The sequence below is a fragment of the Nitrospirota bacterium genome (genome assembly GCA_016212185.1).
Lineage (GTDB): Bacteria > Nitrospirota > Thermodesulfovibrionia > UBA6902 > DSMQ01 > JACRGX01.
Genome location: JACRGX010000061.1, coordinates 26,395 through 43,417 on the forward strand (window position 1 = coordinate 26,395; position 17,023 = coordinate 43,417).

Below are 17,023 nucleotides of genomic sequence, written 5' to 3' on the forward strand. Positions count from 1 at the left end.
TATGTCATATTGACAGTTTTACGTGACGCCATGGTTCAGCATTCTGCTACCGGCTTCACGTGCTTCATGTAATTAACTACCCCTTCAGGGTCGCATGTTATACACATGTCAATACCCTGGATAATCTGCATGTCCTGGCATAGGATATATGCTTTTTTTAATTCAGTATCAGTGAGGTTTTTTATCACAAACGATTTGGGTCTCAGGTAGACCTTACCGCAATTCATGCAAATCCAGATAAAATTATACTTTGCGGCCTCAAGGCAGTTTTCGCATACATAAATCTTAACGCCGGGTGTAGCTTCAATATGGGTAGAGGTATATTCGTGCCTGCATATATTGCACCGTTCTAATTTATTGTTAATCTCAAGCATCTTAATCCTCCTTTTCCCTTTGGTTATTCTTTAGCTATCCACCTTTTTGCAGCTATCCACCTTTTTTGCCTTTTTTATACCCTACTTATCCATATGCAATTTATGTGCCATTTATAACCTTATTATATGACTTAATAAATTATACCCCGTAACACCTTAGTTTTAGAGGTAAAATTACCAAAAATCTGGAAAGTTATAAATATATTAGATTGTTTTTTGCCTTAGTTAGTGTGACAAAAAGCGACATGTTGCGTTATATTACACTATATGTTGAGAAATTTTACACACTTTATTCTTTTCTGTTTAGACTGTTATTATTAACTTAAAGTGCGTTAAAATAGCCCGCAAACTTTATGGATAAGAAACTAAAAATATTTTTCTCAGGAATCGCCGGCAGCGGTGTATCAGCAATAGCCGGTTTTATGGCTAAAAAGGGTAATATCATCGCAGGCTCAGACAGGGCGTTTGACCTGCATCCGGAGCACCCGCTTAAAAGCATATTTCTCTCCATGGGCATTGATATTGTGCCTCAGGACGGCAGCGGCATAGATAACACGTTTGATTTTGCAGTTTTCAGCACTGCTGTAGAATCTGACCGCCCGGATGCCATAAGGGCAAAGGCAAGCGGGATACCCGTAAAAATGCGCCCTGAGTATCTTGCAGAAATAACTGAGTCCTTCAATACAATTGCCGTCTCAGGAACGAGCGGAAAATCTACTGCCTCCGGACTGCTTGCATTTTTGATGAGCAGGCTCGGCATGGAGCCCAATTTTGCCGGCGGCGGCAGGGTCAAACAATTCAAGTCATTTTCAAACCCGGGGAATTTCCTTGCAGGTAATTCCGAGTATCTTGTTATTGAGGCCTGTGAATCAGATGGGACTATTATAAATTACAAGCCCCATCATTCAATTATTTTAAACATTGGCCTGGACCATCACCCGGTTATAAAGACCTCAGAGATGTTTGAGACGCTCATGAAAAACACGCTGGAAAAGATTGTGGTGAATGCAGATGATGGAAATCTGATGAGGATAACGGACAAGAATACAGTCACTTTTTCTATTGACAACCCTTCACATTACAGGACAGAGGCGGTTACATTTAAGCCGTTCAGTACGGATTTTTTGCTTAACGGCAGGGAGTTTAGGCTATCGCTTCCAGGCAAATATAATCTCTATAATGCCCTTTCGTGTATTGCAGTGCTTTCAGAGTTAGGAATTTCATTGGATGCAGTTGCAAGGCTTTTGCCTGAGTTTCAGGGGATTGACAGGCGGTTTGATGTGAAACTCAATAACGGAGATAGGCTTGTAATTGATGACTATGCCCACAATCCGCATAAGATAGCGTCTCTTATGGACACAGTTAAGCAATTGAGTGAAAGTATCTGTTATATTTTTCAGCCTCACGGGTTTGCGCCAACGAGGATGATGAAAAAAGAATATATAGATGTTTTTGCAAAGAATCTCCGCGGCTCCGACCGCCTCATTCTTCTTCCTATCTATTATGCCGGAGGCACTGCAAGTAAAGACATATCAAGCCAGGACCTTGCAGACGGCATAAGGAGACAGGGCAGGTCTGCGGAAGTTGCTGAAGACAGGAGGGATGTTTTAAAGGGACTTCAGCAATACCGTACATACGTTGTTTTCGGAGCGCGCGATGAGAGCCTGTCGGATTTTGCCGGCGAGATAGCGCATATAATATCTTCCTCTTGAAATTAATCACAAAAGACACTTAATATTAAAGACCGACAACACAGAAATAGTTTATGGAGGTTTAAAAAATGGGAATTATTCTTAATGACATTGAGCTTCGTATCCTCGGAAGCCTTATTGAAAAGGAGAGAACTACTCCTGATTATTATCCTATGACATTGAATGCGTTGATTAATGCCTGCAACCAAAAATCCAACCGGGACCCTATTGTTTCATTTGATGAGTCCACTGTGGCGCGGGTATTGGATGAACTGCAGAAAAAAAGACTGGCTGAAAAAATTTACAAGGCTGACAGCCGTGTTCCAAAATATGAGCATAATTTCAAAAAAGTTTTTGACGTGTCCGACTCCGAACTCGCCGTTATGTGCGAATTGCTGCTGCGCGGCGCTCAAACCATCGGGGAGATAAGGAACCGCGCCGAACGGATGCATAAATTTGAAGGGATACAGGAGGTTGATACAATTCTCAATGGGCTGATGGGGCGGCAGGAGCCTCTGGTGCTTAAACTACCCCGCCAGACCGGACACAAAGAATGCCGGTTTATGCACCTGCTTTCCGGCAAGCCTGTTATCCATGAAACTGGGCCGGGCATCTTATGCGAGACGCCGGCGCCTGATGAAAATGAAAGAATAACAAAACTTGAAAATGATTTATCCCTGCTTCGCAGGGAAATGGATGAACTTAGACAGGATTTTATCAGCCTGAAATCACAACTGGAATAAGCTTGGATGGAAATGAACAGAACATTTTTTTATTCAGAGCCTGTTGATTCGGTTTTAGAACTCATTGGAAATACGCCTATGGTCAGAATCAACGAACTTGTCAGCAGTGATTCGGCGGAGATTTATGCAAAGCTGGAATTTTTCAATCCCTGTAAATCCATTAAGGACAGAATATGCTGTTCAATGGTTGAATCCGCAGAGCATCAGGGTAAAATCAGACCCGGAGACACTCTTGTGGAGCCTACATCAGGCAATACCGGTATCGGCATGGCGTTTGTCTGCGCCGCAAAAGGGTACAAACTTGTTCTTACGATGCCTGAGACAATGAGCATTGAAAGGAAGACCATGTTAAAGGCATTCGGCGCTGAATTAATACTTACCGAAGGCGGCAGGGATATGGCAGGGGCGGTTGAAAAGGCAGGGGAGTTGTCAAACGGGAAAGGGTATTTTCAGCCGCATCAGTTTATCAATCCTTTAAACCCTGAGACACATAGAAAAACCACGGCGCTTGAAATTTTGGAACAGATGTCGGGCATTGATGCCTTTGTGGCAGGCGTTGGCACAGGAGGAACAATAACCGGAGTAGGTGAAGTCCTCAGAAAAGAGTTTGGAAAGAGTGTAAGGATTATTGCTGTTGAGCCGGCAAAGAGTCCTGTTATTTCAGGCGGCAAACCCGGCTTGCATGAAATTCAGGGAATCGGGGCCGGATTTATTCCCGAGGTTTTAAACAAGGATATTATTGACGAGATTATTCAGGTTTCTGATGAAGATGCATATGAGGCAACAAGGAACCTGATACGCAGGGAAGGCATCCTCTGCGGCATTTCATCAGGCGCTAATTTTTTTGCGGCATTGAAAATCTCAGAGAGGCTCGGCAGGGGGAAAAAGGTTGTGACTGTTTTCCCCGATACGGGAGAAAGGTATCTGAGCACAAGGCTTTTTGAGAGCGGTTTATAAAATGTCATATGGTCAGGGTATAATATTTTCGCTCATTCTCGTAATCTGATATTTAACTCTTTAGTTCTCAGTGTCTCTACTAAACCCTCCCCCTTGACGGGGGAGGGTAAGGGTGGGGGTGATAAGATGTTATTTTCACCCTCCCCTACATCCCCTCCCGTCAAGGGAGGGGAGATTTCGGGATGCCCCGCGGCTTGTTGCGGAGTGGTTTATTAAAATGTGACATGAAACAAAATAATATTATTAATACAGTCAGCCCTGACATCCTCGGCACAATAGGCAGGACGCCGCTCATATGCCTGAATAGAATCACTGCTGGATTAAACAGGAATGTGAAAATTTACGCAAAACTTGAAAGTTACAATCCCGGCGGCTCTGTTAAAGACCGTGCGGCGTATCAGATGATAAAAGATGCGGAAGATGCCGGCAGCCTGACAAGAGACAAAATTATTATTGATTCAACTTCAGGCAATACGGGAATAGCATATGCCATGATTGCCGCGGTAAAGGGATACAGGGCGAGGATTATTCTCCCTAAAAATGCAAGTGTTGAGCGGAAAAAAATAATAATGGGATTTGGGGCGGAGATTGTCTATTCAAGTCCTTTTGAAGGCTCTGACGGCGCTATCAGGCTTGCGAGGGAGATTTACAATCAGGAGACTGACAGATATTACATGCCTGACCAGTATAACAATCCCTCAAACTGGAAGGCGCATTACCTTACGACAGGCCCTGAAATTCTTGAGCAGACAAAGGGCAGGGTTACACATTTTATTGCAGGACTTGGAACAACAGGGACCATTATGGGGACAGGAAAGGCATTGAAGGAATCTAATCCTGATATTCAGGTTATTGCAGTTGAACCTGACGATGCAATGCACGGAATAGAAGGGCTTAAATATATGAAAAACTCCATAGTGCCCGGAATTTATGATTCCGGTTTTCCTGATGAGACGATTTATGTAAATACGGATGAGGCATATGATATAGTCAGGAAGATAATTACAATTGAGGGGCTGCCTGTCGGGCACTCCTCCGGCGCCGCTCTTGTCGGTGCGCTGCGCATTGCAAAAAAGATAGATAAGGGGATAATAGTTACCATATTCCCTGACGGCGGCGACAGATATTTGAGTCATGAGATATAAAATATTGTTCAAACTGTTTAACATTGTTTAAAAGGGGTTAAAACGATTTTAAACGGCGTTGAACGGTTTAAACTGCTTGAACTATTTGAATTATGTTAAACAAATCTATCATTGAACAAATTTTTAACCATGCCATTGAGACATACCCTAACGAGTGCTGCGGAATTGTGACAGGAGACAGGGACAATCAGACAGTCCACCTTTGCGAAAATATCCAGAACAGGCTTCATGCAGAAGACCCTGTGAGACATCCGAGGGATGCGCGCACCGCATATCTTATTGACAGAAAAGAGTTTGAACGAATTGTGTCCTCTGCAAAGGAACAGGGCAAAGAAGTTATTGCCTTTTATCATTCTCATCCTGAACATGAATCGTATTTTTCTGAAGACGATGCCGCTGCCCAGACTGTCTTTGGAGAGCCTGAATTCCCCGGCGCCCTGCATGTGGTAATCTCCGTGAAAAACAAAAAAATTCATGATATGAAGTGCTTTAAATGGGACGGACAGGGTTTTGCTGAAAAGGAACTCAATTAACCGCAGAGAATACAAATAATGATAATTTTTAGCCACAGATTACACAGATTAACACAGATTTTTTAAAAAGTTTATTCTTTAATCTCTATTTTCTGCGAACCCTGCGGAAGAATTTATCTTTCTCAGTGAACTCTGTGGTAAGCCGCATTAAAAAAAAGTGGATACTGCGGCTATCTGCCGCAGTATCCAAGAGGTAATGGGGGGTGTTGATATTATCTTATCGCTAAACGAGATAGATTCCTGTGATTCAGGTCACAAATTCGCCATTATTCTGCAGGATTTGATTGCATGTCTTTCATTTTTTTTCTGAACCATCTGAGGATATCGTCATAAGACGGAGGTGTTACAAGGAATATCTCTATATCAGCCGGAAACTGCAGTTTTACACGGTCTTCATCACGCATGATGAGCATTCCTGCCTCGCCGTCTGCAAGGTTGGTATTTATAACGCCCAAAATATGTGTCAGCCGTTTGTTTGAAAATTCCGTATAAAACTCAAAGATTTTTGAAAAAACCTCCTGAGTCCGCACTACATTCAGGCAATTTGCCCAGTCCAGAAACGGCCCGAAGACCTCTTTGCTCTCAACCGGAAAAAGCTCAGCGCCTTCATCAACCTTTTTCTTAATAAGTCTGGCGGTCTGTTCATTAATCTCAGATAATGTTTTAAGGGCGTCATCCCCCTGAACATGTACGCTTTCGCAAAATATCTTTTTAATTTTTCCTGCCGCCTCAAGTTTTTCAGCCTGCGCCGTTGCCTCATCCCAGTATTTATTTACAAGCTCTTTATAATCCTCCGGTGCGTCTTTAACTATATATATGTTCGGCACACAATACAGTTTTCGCTTTTCTTTAAAGTTTTCAACAGCCGGTTTTTCAACCTGTCCAAGTTCAGCCATAAAATTCATCCTCCTTTTTTGTATAATAATTCTAACATGAACGCCCTTGCTATTTTAACATCAGTGCCTTTTGAATCAAATATAATTCTCTCATGCCTGAAAAATATCCGTAAATTCAGGATGGCAGGAAAGGTTGTTTCTAAGGGCAGAATTGCAGGGCATGATATCTTACTTATGAACACAGGCATCGGGAAGGTTAATGCCGCACACGCTGTAACTGCCCTTATTGAGCATTATCCGCTGAAGTGCGTTATCAATTCAGGCGCGGGCGGAGCTTATCCGCACTCAGTGCTTGCGGTTGGAGATATTGCAGTTGCGTCAAAGGAAATTTACGGGGATGAAGGAGTAATGTCTCCAGGCGGCTGGAAGGATTTGAGAGCAATCGGGATTCCGGTTGCGCAAGTCGGGAAGAAAAAATATTTCAATGAATTTCCATTGGACAAAAAATTTCTTAAAATAACTATAAATATTTTACGCATTACGCATCACGCATCACGTCCCTCCCCACTGCCCCCTCTCCCGATGTGTCGGGAAGGGGGGTGGGGGAGGGTGAAGTTAGGCAATTTCCTCACGCTGTCGTCTGTGACAGGCACGCATAAAAGAGCCATTGAGCTTGAAAAACGGTTTAATGCTATTTGCGAAAACATGGAAGGCGCTGCCATTGCCCATGTCTGCGCAATGTACAAGATTCCCATGCTTGAAATCAGGGGGATAAGCAATATTGCCGGCGTGCATGATAAGAGAAAGTGGAACCTAAAACTCGCCTCTGAAAATTGTCAGGATACAGTGCTGGAGATAATTGCCGGGCTTTAGCAGAACAAAGGCATGTATCCTTGCATGGTTATACGCAGGGACGAATACCTTCAAAATTTCAGGAAAGCAGTAAAGATTTTTCAATGTCATGCTGCAAATTTTCAAAGTTTTTCCGCAAAGCCGTTTATAAAGGCAGCATGACTTTAATGTACTGCCCTGAAATTCTTCAGGCATCCATCCCTGCTGACCAATGCATAGAGCTGAACGCAGGTATAGGTGTCTGAAAAAGCTTTAGAGCAACACCGCAGAATGTCATGTTGCCTTTTGGAGATGTCGGTTTAAAGAGAAAACTCTAAAGTTTGCAACATGACTTGTAATTATTATCGTTGCGTTCTAAAGATTTTGAAGATATCTATACCTGCATGGTTATACGCAGGCATTATGCTAAATCATCCCCCGATTTTTGACATGGGTCTTAATGTTTTGATGTCTATACGGCTGCTGCAGGCAATATCATGCCCTTCGGGCTTTATTTCTATGGCAAGTTTTATGAGCCGTTCAATCTCAGAGTCCGGCGCGCCGCTTCTGAGCGGCGCCTTTAAATCAATCTCTGTCTCTGAAAAAAGGCAGGGTCTGAGCTTGCCGTCGGCAGTAAGGCGGAGACGGTTGCATTCGTCACAAAACTGATGGGAGATGGCATTTATAAAGCCTACGACGCCTGCTGCGCCCTCAAACCTGAAATATCTTGCAGGCCCGGATTTTCTTATTTTTACCGGAGTAAGCGCGCCTACCTTTTCCACAATGGATTTTATCTCATTTATCGGAATATATTTTTCCGGGCTCCATATTTCTCTGGCGCCGATAGGCATAAATTCTATAAAACGCACCTGATAGGATTTTTTCAGTGTTAACTTTGCAAAGGCTTCTATCTCGTCGTTATTAAAGCCTCTGATTGCCACCATGTTTATTTTTACAGGGGTAAGCCCGGCATTTTCAGCGCGCTCAATTCCCCTGAGCACGTTATTAATGTCCCCGCCCCTTGTTATTTCCCTGTATCTTTCAGGTTTAAGCGAATCAAGGCTGACATTTACCCGCCTGAGCCCGGCTCCTGCAATTTCATCCGCATATTTTTCAAGGAGCAGTCCATTGGTTGTAAGGCTGATGTCTTCAATGCCGTCAAGGGCATGAAGCGAGGAAATAAGATAAGTGATGTTTTTCCTTGCAAGCGGCTCGCCGCCTGTGATTCTCACTTTTTTGACGCCCAGCGATGACGCAATCCTGACTATTCTTATAATCTCTTCATATGCAAGGATGTTCTTATGCGCAATGGATTTTACTCCTTCTGCGGACATACAGTAGATGCACCTGAGATTGCATCTGTCGGTGACGGATATTCTCAGGTAGTCTATGGTTCTTCCAAACGGGTCGTTCAATTTTTCTTCTTTTTTATAGGCTGGGGTTCGTCAATTTTTTTCTGTGCAGTTTTTGCCTCTTTTGAGTCGGGGAATTTCTCAATGAGCTTCTCAAGCGTGGTCCTTCCAATTTTATCGTCATTAATGGCATAAAATGCAAGGCCCTCCTTAAGAAGCGCCTCCGGCACTTTATTGCTTTCAGGATTTTTTTCCAGAAGCTCTTCGTATGCAAGAATGGCATCCCGGTATTCCTTGCTTCTGTAATAACTTTCCGCAATCCAGAAACGGGCATTGTCTGAGTATTCGTTTTCAGGGTAATCTTTGAGCATCGCTGTGAATTTTTCCCGCGCCTCTTTTATCCTGCCCGAGGAATATATTTCGTAGGCATCTGCATATGCATCTTTAACGGGTATCTTTGCTGGTTTTTCGCTTTTTACAGGTTCGGCCGGTATCTCCTCCTGTTTTAAATTTTCTGATTTTCTGGCTTCCTCCTTCTGTTTTTTGAGGGCAATGTTTTCAGATTCCAATGCGGAGATTCTTTTTTTCAGGTCGCTCAGTGATAGTTCCAGTTCTTTTACCTGTATGAGAAGCGACTCTTTGCCGGTTGTCATATCTTTCGCAGTCTTTTCCGAAGAATATTTTGCCTCTTCAAAGCGGCCCATAAGCACCTGCACCTCGGTTGAAAGCGTCTGCATCTTCAGCATAAGGTCTGACAGCGCCTTGCCCGCAGCTTTTTGCTCATCTGCCAATTCCTGCACTTTGCCTAAAAGCTTTTCATCGCTTATAGGGATCTGGGTTTCTATTGCCTGGGATTTTTGTTTTATCTTTACAACTTCATTCCGGAGTTCATTAAGATTGTACTGGATCTTGTCCACATCCTGAGATGTGGCGCAGCCGGCGATAAAAATAAAAGCAAAAAGCAGTGAACAGTGAACAGTGAACAGTGAACAGTATTTTTTATTTCTCATTTACCTTTTCCTATTCTTAATCTTAATTTTTTGCCCATCACGCATTACGCATCACGGTCTTTCTCATTTCCCGACAGCAAAATTCGCCCTCCTGTTTTTCTGGAAGCAGTCTTCTGTTTGTTCTGCGCATATAGGCTTTTCTTCGCCATAGCTTATCGTCTTTATTTTTTCCGATGCAATTCCGCTTGCGGTAAGATAGTCCCTTGCTGCATTGGCCCTTTTTTCTCCAAGTGCAAGGTTGTATTCGTTGGTTCCCCTTTCGTCGCAGTGGCCTTCTATTATTATTTTGACCCCTTTATTATTCTTCAGCCATGTCGCGGCAGAGTCCAGCGCAGGTCTTGCGTCTTCTTTTATGTCATATTTGTCAAAGTCAAAAAGAATATCTTTGAAAACAAATTCTGTTTTTACCTGTGCGGCAGACTCTTTTGACTGTATGGCGGATTCCTTAGGCTTTTGCCCCTTTCCTGACAGTTCTTCTTCAGCAATTTCCCTTTGAATCTCTGCGGGTTTTTGCAAAATTTTTTCCTCTGAAACCTCTTTCAGTCTTTCTTTCTTTTCCTCTGAGGCCTTAACAGGCTCTTCAGTCGGTTGAACCTCATATTTTTTCGCACAGCCTATTACTGTAAGCATCAGCAGGAATACAAAAAAAATTTTAATGTTTTGTTCCCATTGCATATGCCGCTCCTTTCTGCTTTTAACTCGTATTAAATTTTCAATACCCCATCCCGAAAGCCTTCGGGACTGTGGGGTGTCCTTATACTTCCCTCCCCCTTGACGGGGGAGGGCGAGGGTGGGGGTGATTAAAATGCTGTTTCCACCCTCCCCTTCATCCCCTCCCGTCAAGGGAGGGGAGACTTTAGGATACCCCGCCGGCTCTGCGGCGGGGAGGTTCATTTAAGATACGGCGACCATTTGGGAGCCATTGCTTTAACTCCATTGGATGTAATTTTTCTTTCTCCAGTTTCGCCGGCACGCATTATCCACACCCCCTTTGTTCCATCCCTGTCCGAATCAAATGCTATGAACATGCCGTCAGGGGAAAATGACGGTGATTCATTATTTCCCTTCTCAGTAAGTTGACTGATTTCAAGGGTACTTAATTTTATCACAAAAATCTGATTATTCATATTCTTCCTTCCGACATAGGCAATTTCTTTTCCATCCGGAGACCATACAGGCGAGGTATTGTAATTGCCTTCAAACGTAAGCCTTCTTACGCTGCTGCCGTCTGCATTCATTATATAAATCTGGGGGCTGCCCCCCCTGTCGGATACAAAGGCAATCTTTGAGCCGTCCGGCGAGAAAACCGGCGATACATCAATGCCGAAGGACTCAGTGAGTTTTTTGGAGCCGCTTCCATCCATATTCATAACATATATCTCAGGGCTGCCGTCTTTTGATGAAGAAAATGCAATGATATTATCAGGTGAGAAGCCTCCGACGAGATTGAGCCCTTTGGATGAAAAAAGCACTGTCTCATTGTAATTGTTAAGGTTTATGATGTAAATGCTCCATTCCTTATCCCTTTCCGAAGAATACGCCAGATACTCACTGCTATGCGACCAGTTATGGCTGAATGTAAGCCCCTTTACAACTATTTTCTGGTCGCTGTAGCCGTCAAAGTCCATCAGGTGAAGCTCTTTTTTCCCTGAAGCGTCAGTGATGTATGCAATCCTGGTTCTGAAGACGCCATCCTGCCCGGTAATTACCTTATAGATGTTGTTGGAAATGCTGTGGGACAGCGTGCGGATAATATTTTCCCCTGCCTCATACTTTTTCCTGAGTATTTCCCTGTTTTCAATAAGGTCAAAGACTGACACATTAGCGGTGAGCACATTGTCTGCGACATTCACATCAATATTAACTGTAATCTCAGCGCCCTTAACTCCTGGCTCTAACGGGTTAAAGATTCCGGTGAAATCAAGGTCGTTTTTGACAATCTCTGTAAGTTTTTCCGCCTCTTTTGAACCGGAGAAAGCGAATGATACCGGAAGTTTTCTTAATGCCGGCGATGTTATATCAATGTAGATCTTGGCATCAGCAGAACACAGAACACAGAACACAGAACACAGAATACAGATAAAAGATAAAAATAACACTTTGTTAGCACGTCTGGATTCTGAGATCTGCAATCTGTGCTCTATTTTCATAGATAAAACCTTATCCCGATTTCCATTTCAACCGGAGGCGGTGGAAGGGGGCTTGCCTTTGAAACGGCATTAAGCGCCGAGCGGTCAAACAGGGCATTGCCTGATGACTTTTCTATCCTTTGTGAGATTATTTTCCCGTCTCCTGAAATTTTTATTGATACCATTGTTTCAAGTCCTGAAGTTTTGATATCAGGATAAATCCACTGCTGCCAGATTCTGCGTGTGATAATGCTGTAATAAGAATCCGCATCGCCCTCTGCCCCTTCGCTGTGCACAGACGGCAAAATCCTGCCGCTGCTTTTTTTCCCCACTACCTGTACCTTGCTGCTTTTTTCCTTTAACTTTTTAAGGGCGGATAATTTTTCTATTGCACGAAGCCGCTCAATCTCTTTGGAAAATTTTTTAGCGGATTCCAGTGAAGCGTCCGGCTTGTGCTTTATTTCCGCATTTTTCTGAATCTCTTCTGCGTTAGTTTCTCCACGGTATGCCGTTTCTTCCGCAGGCTCAATTTCAAGCGGTTCAACTATATTGACAATATAGCTGCGGAATTCTTTCTGCCTTGATGCAAGCGGAACGGCTATTAAGGCAGCGAAAAGCAAGTGCAGTAATGCAGAGGCAATGACAATTTTTGAGATGTCCGGTTCTTTCCGGATGATGTAACGGTGACGGCTTAAAGTGGAGCGTCTCATTTAAATAAGGTTTTTGGCTCAGTAACCATCCCGAGCCTTTCTATCCCTATCTCTTTCAGCTCTCCCATTACTTCCACTACGAGCCCGTAAGGCACATCCTTGTCGGCTTTTAAAAAGACGTCTCTGCCGGATTTGCCTGCAAGCATTGATTTAAGTCCTTCCATGTTTACTGCCGACCTGTCAACATAAATACTGCCGTCTTTTTTGATTGTTATGACAATCCGCTCCGAGGGTGTCATCTCTTTGCCGCTTGTCTTGGGGAGGTTAACGTCCATGCCCTGCTGAAGCAGGGGGGCGGTAACCATGAAGATTACGAGCAGCACAAGCATGACATCTACAAAAGGGGTGACGTTAATCTCAGAGAGTGCCTGTCTTTGTTTCTCCATGATTCCTTATAAAAGAGTCTATTAATTCCTGTGAAAAGTCTTCCATGGCTATTATATTTTTGCGCACCCTGCTGAGGTAATAATTATAGGCGACTACTGCGGGAATTGCGGCTGCAAGCCCTGCGGCTGTGGCTATGAGGGACTCAGCTATTCCCGGCGCAACAACTGCAAGCGAAGCTGAGCCGGCCCTGCCGATTCCCCTGAATGCATTCATTATTCCCCATACGGTGCCGAAGAGTCCGATAAATGGCGTAGTTGAGCCTGTTGTGGCAAGGAATGTGAGATACTTTTCAAGACGCGCCGCCTCTAAGGCCTCAATCCTTTTTAAATTTCTTTTTAAATCGTCACGGAGTGCAGGTGCGTTCTCCTCTTCTGAATAAGCGGCGCGGAAGAGATTAACCAGCGGACTCAGCGTCATTCTTTTTGTAGACTGGTATAAGGCAGTGCGGTCTTTGCTTTTTGCGAAGGCGCGCTGGAATTCCTCTGACTCGCTTTCGAGCTTTGAAAGAAATCTGAACTTATAAAAAATAATGGCCCATGAAAATATGGAAAAGAAAAGCAAAACTAAGAGGACAATTTTTACGACAAACCCTGCCTGAAGTATGAGGTTTAGTACTGTATCGCCGCCCATGACTATTAGAGTTTAGAAAAAAGCACTTAAAAAGTCAAAGAATTTGACACAAAGTTTTTCTTGACATAAAAATTCCCTTGTGCTAAAAATTGCACATATTTTGAAACCCAAACATATCTTAACATAACAAACTTGCTAACTCTCCCATTAAAGGCAATTTAAAAGTTTTTAACATAAAGAGCCATATGCTGACTGAAAATAAAAATAATTATGATATTCGCATGGGGTTAATAGCATCAATTTCCTATACAATAATCGGATTATTAATCTATTCTGATGTAATTCTAAACGGGGTATTTGTATTTGATGATTTTGATTATATTGTGTCTAATCCCCTTATCTGCGATATTTCTTCGTATGTCACAACTTTTGGTGACTTACGGTATGTTGTAGATTTATCGTTTGCATTTAATTATGCTGTCGGCGGTTATAACCCGTTTGGTTATCACCTCTTTAATGTTATTGTTCATATCTTAAACTCAATATTGGTTTTTTTTCTGATAGGACTGATAATTGAAACTGCCGGCGGCAAAAGCAGTCAGAGGACATGGCAGGCAACGGCATTTTTGACCGGATTTCTTTTTCTTGTGCATCCGGTACAAACGCAGGCTATTTCTTTTGTGACGCAAAGGTTCACTTCTCTTGCAGTATTCTTTTACCTTCTGAGTATTCTTCTGTACATCAAGAGCCGTGTAATGTTTGAAATGAATAGGATAGGGTTTGTTAAGTATGTAATTTGTATTCTATCAATTATAAGCACAGCGCTGGCTGTAAAGTCAAAGGAGACAGCAATTACTATTCCTTTTATTATGGCAGTTTTTGAACTGCTGTTATTTAAAGATTCAGTATATTTTAAAAAGAGATTTTTCTTTTTGATACCCCATGCTCTTTCTCTAATTCTGATTCCAATTTCATTGTTCGGACCTGACTGGGGACTGGTTGACAGCAGAGGCGTTACAGAGATGACGCGTCTGGCAAAATTACACGAAGCATCAGACCTATCGTCCTATGAATATCTGATCACACAATTCAGGGTAATAATCAATTATATTGGATTACTTTTTCTGCCAATAAAACAAAGGGTGTTATATGATTACACAGCTTCTCATTCAATCTTTGAGATAAAAGTAATACTCTCCCTCTGTTTGCTTCTTTTAATTAGTTGGAGTGCGATATACTTGTGGAAAAAGGCGAAGGCTGCAGACCCGCAGTATGCGCCTGCATATCGGCTTTTTTCCATTGGAATTGTGTGGTTTTTTCTTACACTTTCCGTAGAGTCTTCAATAATTTCAATAAGGGATTTGATTTTTGAGCACAGGGTATATCTGCCGAGCGTTGGTTTTTTTGCATCAGTTTCTGCCTTAATCTCCTGGTTGATAGGAAGAAAAACGGGCAATTCCAATAGATTTACGCTTGTGTTTTTTATTGTTCTTTTAGCCCTCGGCTTGCCGTTTTCTTTTACCGCATACCAGAGAAATAAGGTGTGGACTGATGAAGTGCGTTTCTGGACTGATGTCGTAGAAAAAGAACCGCGATTGTATGTTTTTTATTATGACCGGGGTTTGGCATATTTAAGGAAAAATGAATACATGCCGGCGTTGCAGGATGTATATAAAGTATTAAAACGTTATTCAGATGTAATAAATGAAAAGGTTCCGATGAGAGATACGGACTTTTCTTTAAAGAATCTGGCAAGAGCCTATGTGACAAAGGGGCAGATATTTTCCCGTCTCGGGGAAAACGATGAGGCAAATGTGGCATTTGAGCATTCATTAAAAATAATGTCAGGTTCTCTGGATATGAAGGATTTAATCAGGCCGGAAGACGCTATGGTATTATCATTGCCATAATCTCATTTTGGATTGAGGCTATTACTTGTGGAAATCCGTGCCCCAGCCTGCAAAATATGCCCTTCCGGGCAAAGGTGTAAAACTTGAAAATAGCATTTACGGCAAGGGGCGGATTTATGAAAATCCTGAAGTCTTCGCGGACCTATAAACTTTCTAAATATTTTTATAAAAATAGCCTTGTTGACAAACCTTTTCTACTATGTTACTTTTTCTACGTTTTTCCTCATTTATAATCTCTTGAAATTTTAAGGAGACGGGATGTTAGAAATTAACAAGTGGTTTTTTGTCCAGCTGATTAATTTTCTGCTTCTTATCGTGCTTTTAAATCAAATTCTCTTCAAACCCCTTCTGCGCATGTTCAAGGAACGGCAGGACCGGATGAAAAACGCCCTTGACAGCGCAAAGACAATGGGGCTGGAAAAAGATGATTTAATAAACAAGATAAACGCAAGGCTCCTTGAAGTGAGACATCAGGCAAGGACCATTCACGAGGAATATAAGACTGATGGTTTAAATGTACAGAAGGGGTTTGTTGACACAGCCGGAAAAGAGGCATCTGAGATGACTGCAAGGGCATTGAAGGAACTTGGCGCCGAGGTTGAAAATTCAAGAAAGGCGCTGAAGTCAGAGGTAAATAAATTTGCCGATGAGATTACAAGAAAGCTGATAACGGTATGAAGAGAAAAGTTAAAAGGTATAAGTTAATAATTAATAGTTTTTTACTGTTCACTGTTCACTGTTCACTGTTCACTGTTTCTTCGGTGTTTGCCTCTGAAGGGGCTGAGCATGCAGCTTCTTTTAAAGACATGCTCTGGCCTGTTCTAAATTTTGCGATTCTTGTTGCCATCCTTGTTAAATTTGGGCGTAAGCCTATCAGTGAATTCCTCAAAAAGCGCACTGAGCTTATTGAGAAATCCCTGAAAGAGGCTGAGGAGGCGAAGGAACTTGCAAAAAAGGCTTTTTCCGAAGTGCAGGCGAGGCTTTTAGGCATGGACAAAGAAATAAATAATATACTTGAGTCGGCAAAAAAGGCAGGGGAAAGGGAGAAAGAGGCGCTTATTGCGCAGGGGGAAAGCCTGAAGAACAAGATAATTGAACAGGCAAAGGCAAACATAGAATATGAACTTCAAAAGGCAAAAAAGGCGATAAAATCAGAGGCGGCTCTTATGGCGCTTGAACTTGCCGAAAAACAGATAAAAGAAAAACTTGATGCAAAGGGGCATGAAAGGCTTACAGAGGAATATATCCGGAAAATTGCCCATACTGCCGGAGAGGTTAAGAATTGAATAAATATCAGATTGCAAAAAAATACAGCAGGGCGCTGATTAATTCGGTTGATACCGCAAAGGTCGGCAAGGTAATTGAGGAAATTGAGGCTTTTGCATCTGTCATTAATGCAGACAAAAAACTTAAGCTGGTGTTTGCGAGCCGGTTGTTTACCGAAGAAGAAAGGGGCAAGGCTTTGAGTATAGTGCTGCCCCGTCTCAATGTGTCAGAAGATACCAGAAAGTTCCTCTCTTTTGTTGTGGCGGAGGGGCATCTGGGTGTGATTAAGGAAATCATCAAATTAGCGGTTCAGATACATAATGAAAGACTGAAAAAGGCGAGGGCCTTGGTAATATCACCCGCCCCTCTGAGCAGTAATTACATCGAACGGCTGAGAACGGCTTTAAAATCCATGACGCAAAGGGACATTGAAATAGAAAACCAGACGGATGAATCCCTAATCGGCGGCTTCATTGTTAAAGTGGGAAGCACTGTTTATGACAGCAGCCTCAAGGGACAGCTCAGAGTTTTAAGGACAACACTTATGAACTGAAAACAGTTAAGAGTTTAGAGTTAAGA

The 17,023-nt window shown here is 42.6% G+C and carries 19 protein-coding genes; 10 read left to right on the forward strand and 9 right to left on the reverse strand.

The window, feature by feature from the left end:
• Positions 1–35: 35 nt before the first annotated feature.
• Positions 36–374 (reverse strand): hypothetical protein, encoded by a 339-nt coding sequence (locus HZA10_07110; protein MBI5196075.1) that lies wholly within the window; start codon positions 372–374, stop codon positions 36–38.
• A 353-nt stretch (positions 375–727) separates the two neighbouring features.
• On the opposite strand from HZA10_07110, the gene HZA10_07115 reads away from it, so the two are divergent.
• The 5 genes from HZA10_07115 (at position 728) to HZA10_07135 (ending at position 5,443) form a co-directional block, all read left to right on the forward strand.
• A complete protein-coding gene (locus HZA10_07115; GenBank protein MBI5196076.1) occupies positions 728–2,086 on the forward strand; it encodes a hypothetical protein in 1,359 nt (452 codons plus the stop codon).
• Positions 2,087–2,154: 68 nt separating this feature from the next.
• The gene (locus HZA10_07120; GenBank protein MBI5196077.1) at positions 2,155–2,808 is read left to right on the forward strand and encodes a YceH family protein; all 654 of its coding nucleotides are present in this window, start codon (positions 2,155–2,157) and stop codon (positions 2,806–2,808) included.
• A gap of 12 nt (positions 2,809–2,820) precedes the next feature.
• Positions 2,821–3,765: a cysteine synthase A gene (gene cysK, locus HZA10_07125; protein MBI5196078.1), complete on the forward strand. Its 945-nt coding sequence runs from the start codon at positions 2,821–2,823 to the stop codon at positions 3,763–3,765.
• 224 nt (positions 3,766–3,989) lie between these two features.
• Positions 3,990–4,910 (forward strand): cysteine synthase family protein, encoded by a 921-nt coding sequence (locus HZA10_07130; GenBank protein ID MBI5196079.1) that lies wholly within the window; start codon positions 3,990–3,992, stop codon positions 4,908–4,910.
• 92 nt (positions 4,911–5,002) lie between these two features.
• Positions 5,003–5,443, forward strand: coding sequence for a M67 family metallopeptidase (locus HZA10_07135; GenBank protein MBI5196080.1), 441 nt, complete (start codon positions 5,003–5,005; stop codon positions 5,441–5,443).
• A 266-nt stretch (positions 5,444–5,709) separates the two neighbouring features.
• Here HZA10_07135 and HZA10_07140 read toward each other — a convergent pair whose 3' ends face one another.
• On the reverse strand, positions 5,710–6,339 hold the full coding sequence (locus HZA10_07140) for a hypothetical protein (GenBank protein ID MBI5196081.1): 630 nt from the start codon (positions 6,337–6,339) through the stop codon (positions 5,710–5,712).
• Between the two features lie 36 nt (positions 6,340–6,375).
• Here HZA10_07140 and mqnB point away from each other — a divergent pair, with 36 nt between their 5' ends.
• Positions 6,376–7,152: a futalosine hydrolase gene (gene mqnB, locus HZA10_07145; protein ID MBI5196082.1), complete on the forward strand. Its 777-nt coding sequence runs from the start codon at positions 6,376–6,378 to the stop codon at positions 7,150–7,152.
• Between the two features lie 389 nt (positions 7,153–7,541).
• Here mqnB and moaA read toward each other — a convergent pair whose 3' ends face one another.
• The 7 genes from moaA to tolQ form a co-directional block, all read right to left on the reverse strand.
• On the reverse strand, positions 7,542–8,525 hold the full coding sequence (gene moaA / locus HZA10_07150) for a GTP 3',8-cyclase MoaA (protein MBI5196083.1): 984 nt from the start codon (positions 8,523–8,525) through the stop codon (positions 7,542–7,544).
• Positions 8,522–9,472 (reverse strand): tol-pal system protein YbgF, encoded by a 951-nt coding sequence (gene ybgF / locus HZA10_07155; protein MBI5196084.1) that lies wholly within the window; start codon positions 9,470–9,472, stop codon positions 8,522–8,524. Before ybgF ends, moaA begins: the two co-directional genes overlap by 4 nt.
• A gap of 63 nt (positions 9,473–9,535) precedes the next feature.
• Positions 9,536–10,102, reverse strand: coding sequence for a peptidoglycan-associated lipoprotein Pal (gene pal, locus HZA10_07160; protein MBI5196085.1), 567 nt, complete (start codon positions 10,100–10,102; stop codon positions 9,536–9,538).
• A gap of 260 nt (positions 10,103–10,362) precedes the next feature.
• Positions 10,363–11,535, reverse strand: a complete 1,173-nt coding sequence (tolB, locus tag HZA10_07165; protein MBI5196086.1) for a Tol-Pal system beta propeller repeat protein TolB — start codon at positions 11,533–11,535, stop codon at positions 10,363–10,365.
• A gap of 83 nt (positions 11,536–11,618) precedes the next feature.
• Complete coding sequence (tolA, locus tag HZA10_07170) at positions 11,619–12,311, reverse strand: cell envelope integrity protein TolA (protein ID MBI5196087.1); 693 nt, start codon at positions 12,309–12,311, stop codon at positions 11,619–11,621.
• A complete protein-coding gene (tolR, locus tag HZA10_07175) occupies positions 12,308–12,697 on the reverse strand; it encodes a protein TolR (protein MBI5196088.1) in 390 nt (129 codons plus the stop codon). The genes tolA and tolR overlap by 4 nt, the downstream gene beginning before the upstream one ends.
• The gene (gene tolQ, locus HZA10_07180) at positions 12,669–13,328 is read right to left on the reverse strand and encodes a protein TolQ (GenBank protein ID MBI5196089.1); all 660 of its coding nucleotides are present in this window, start codon (positions 13,326–13,328) and stop codon (positions 12,669–12,671) included. The genes tolR and tolQ overlap by 29 nt, the downstream gene beginning before the upstream one ends.
• Positions 13,329–13,549: 221 nt before the next feature.
• Between tolQ and HZA10_07185 the strand changes: the two genes are divergently transcribed.
• From HZA10_07185 to atpH, 4 genes are all read left to right on the forward strand, one after another.
• Positions 13,550–15,178, forward strand: a complete 1,629-nt coding sequence (locus tag HZA10_07185) for a hypothetical protein (GenBank protein ID MBI5196090.1) — start codon at positions 13,550–13,552, stop codon at positions 15,176–15,178.
• A gap of 258 nt (positions 15,179–15,436) precedes the next feature.
• Entirely contained in the window at positions 15,437–15,856 is a 420-nt protein-coding gene (locus tag HZA10_07190) for an ATP synthase F0 subunit B (GenBank protein ID MBI5196091.1), read from the forward strand.
• Positions 15,853–16,464, forward strand: coding sequence for a F0F1 ATP synthase subunit B (gene atpF, locus HZA10_07195; protein MBI5196092.1), 612 nt, complete (start codon positions 15,853–15,855; stop codon positions 16,462–16,464). Before HZA10_07190 ends, atpF begins: the two co-directional genes overlap by 4 nt.
• Complete coding sequence (atpH, locus tag HZA10_07200; protein MBI5196093.1) at positions 16,461–16,997, forward strand: ATP synthase F1 subunit delta; 537 nt, start codon at positions 16,461–16,463, stop codon at positions 16,995–16,997. Before atpF ends, atpH begins: the two co-directional genes overlap by 4 nt.
• The last annotated feature ends 26 nt before the right edge of the window (positions 16,998–17,023 follow it).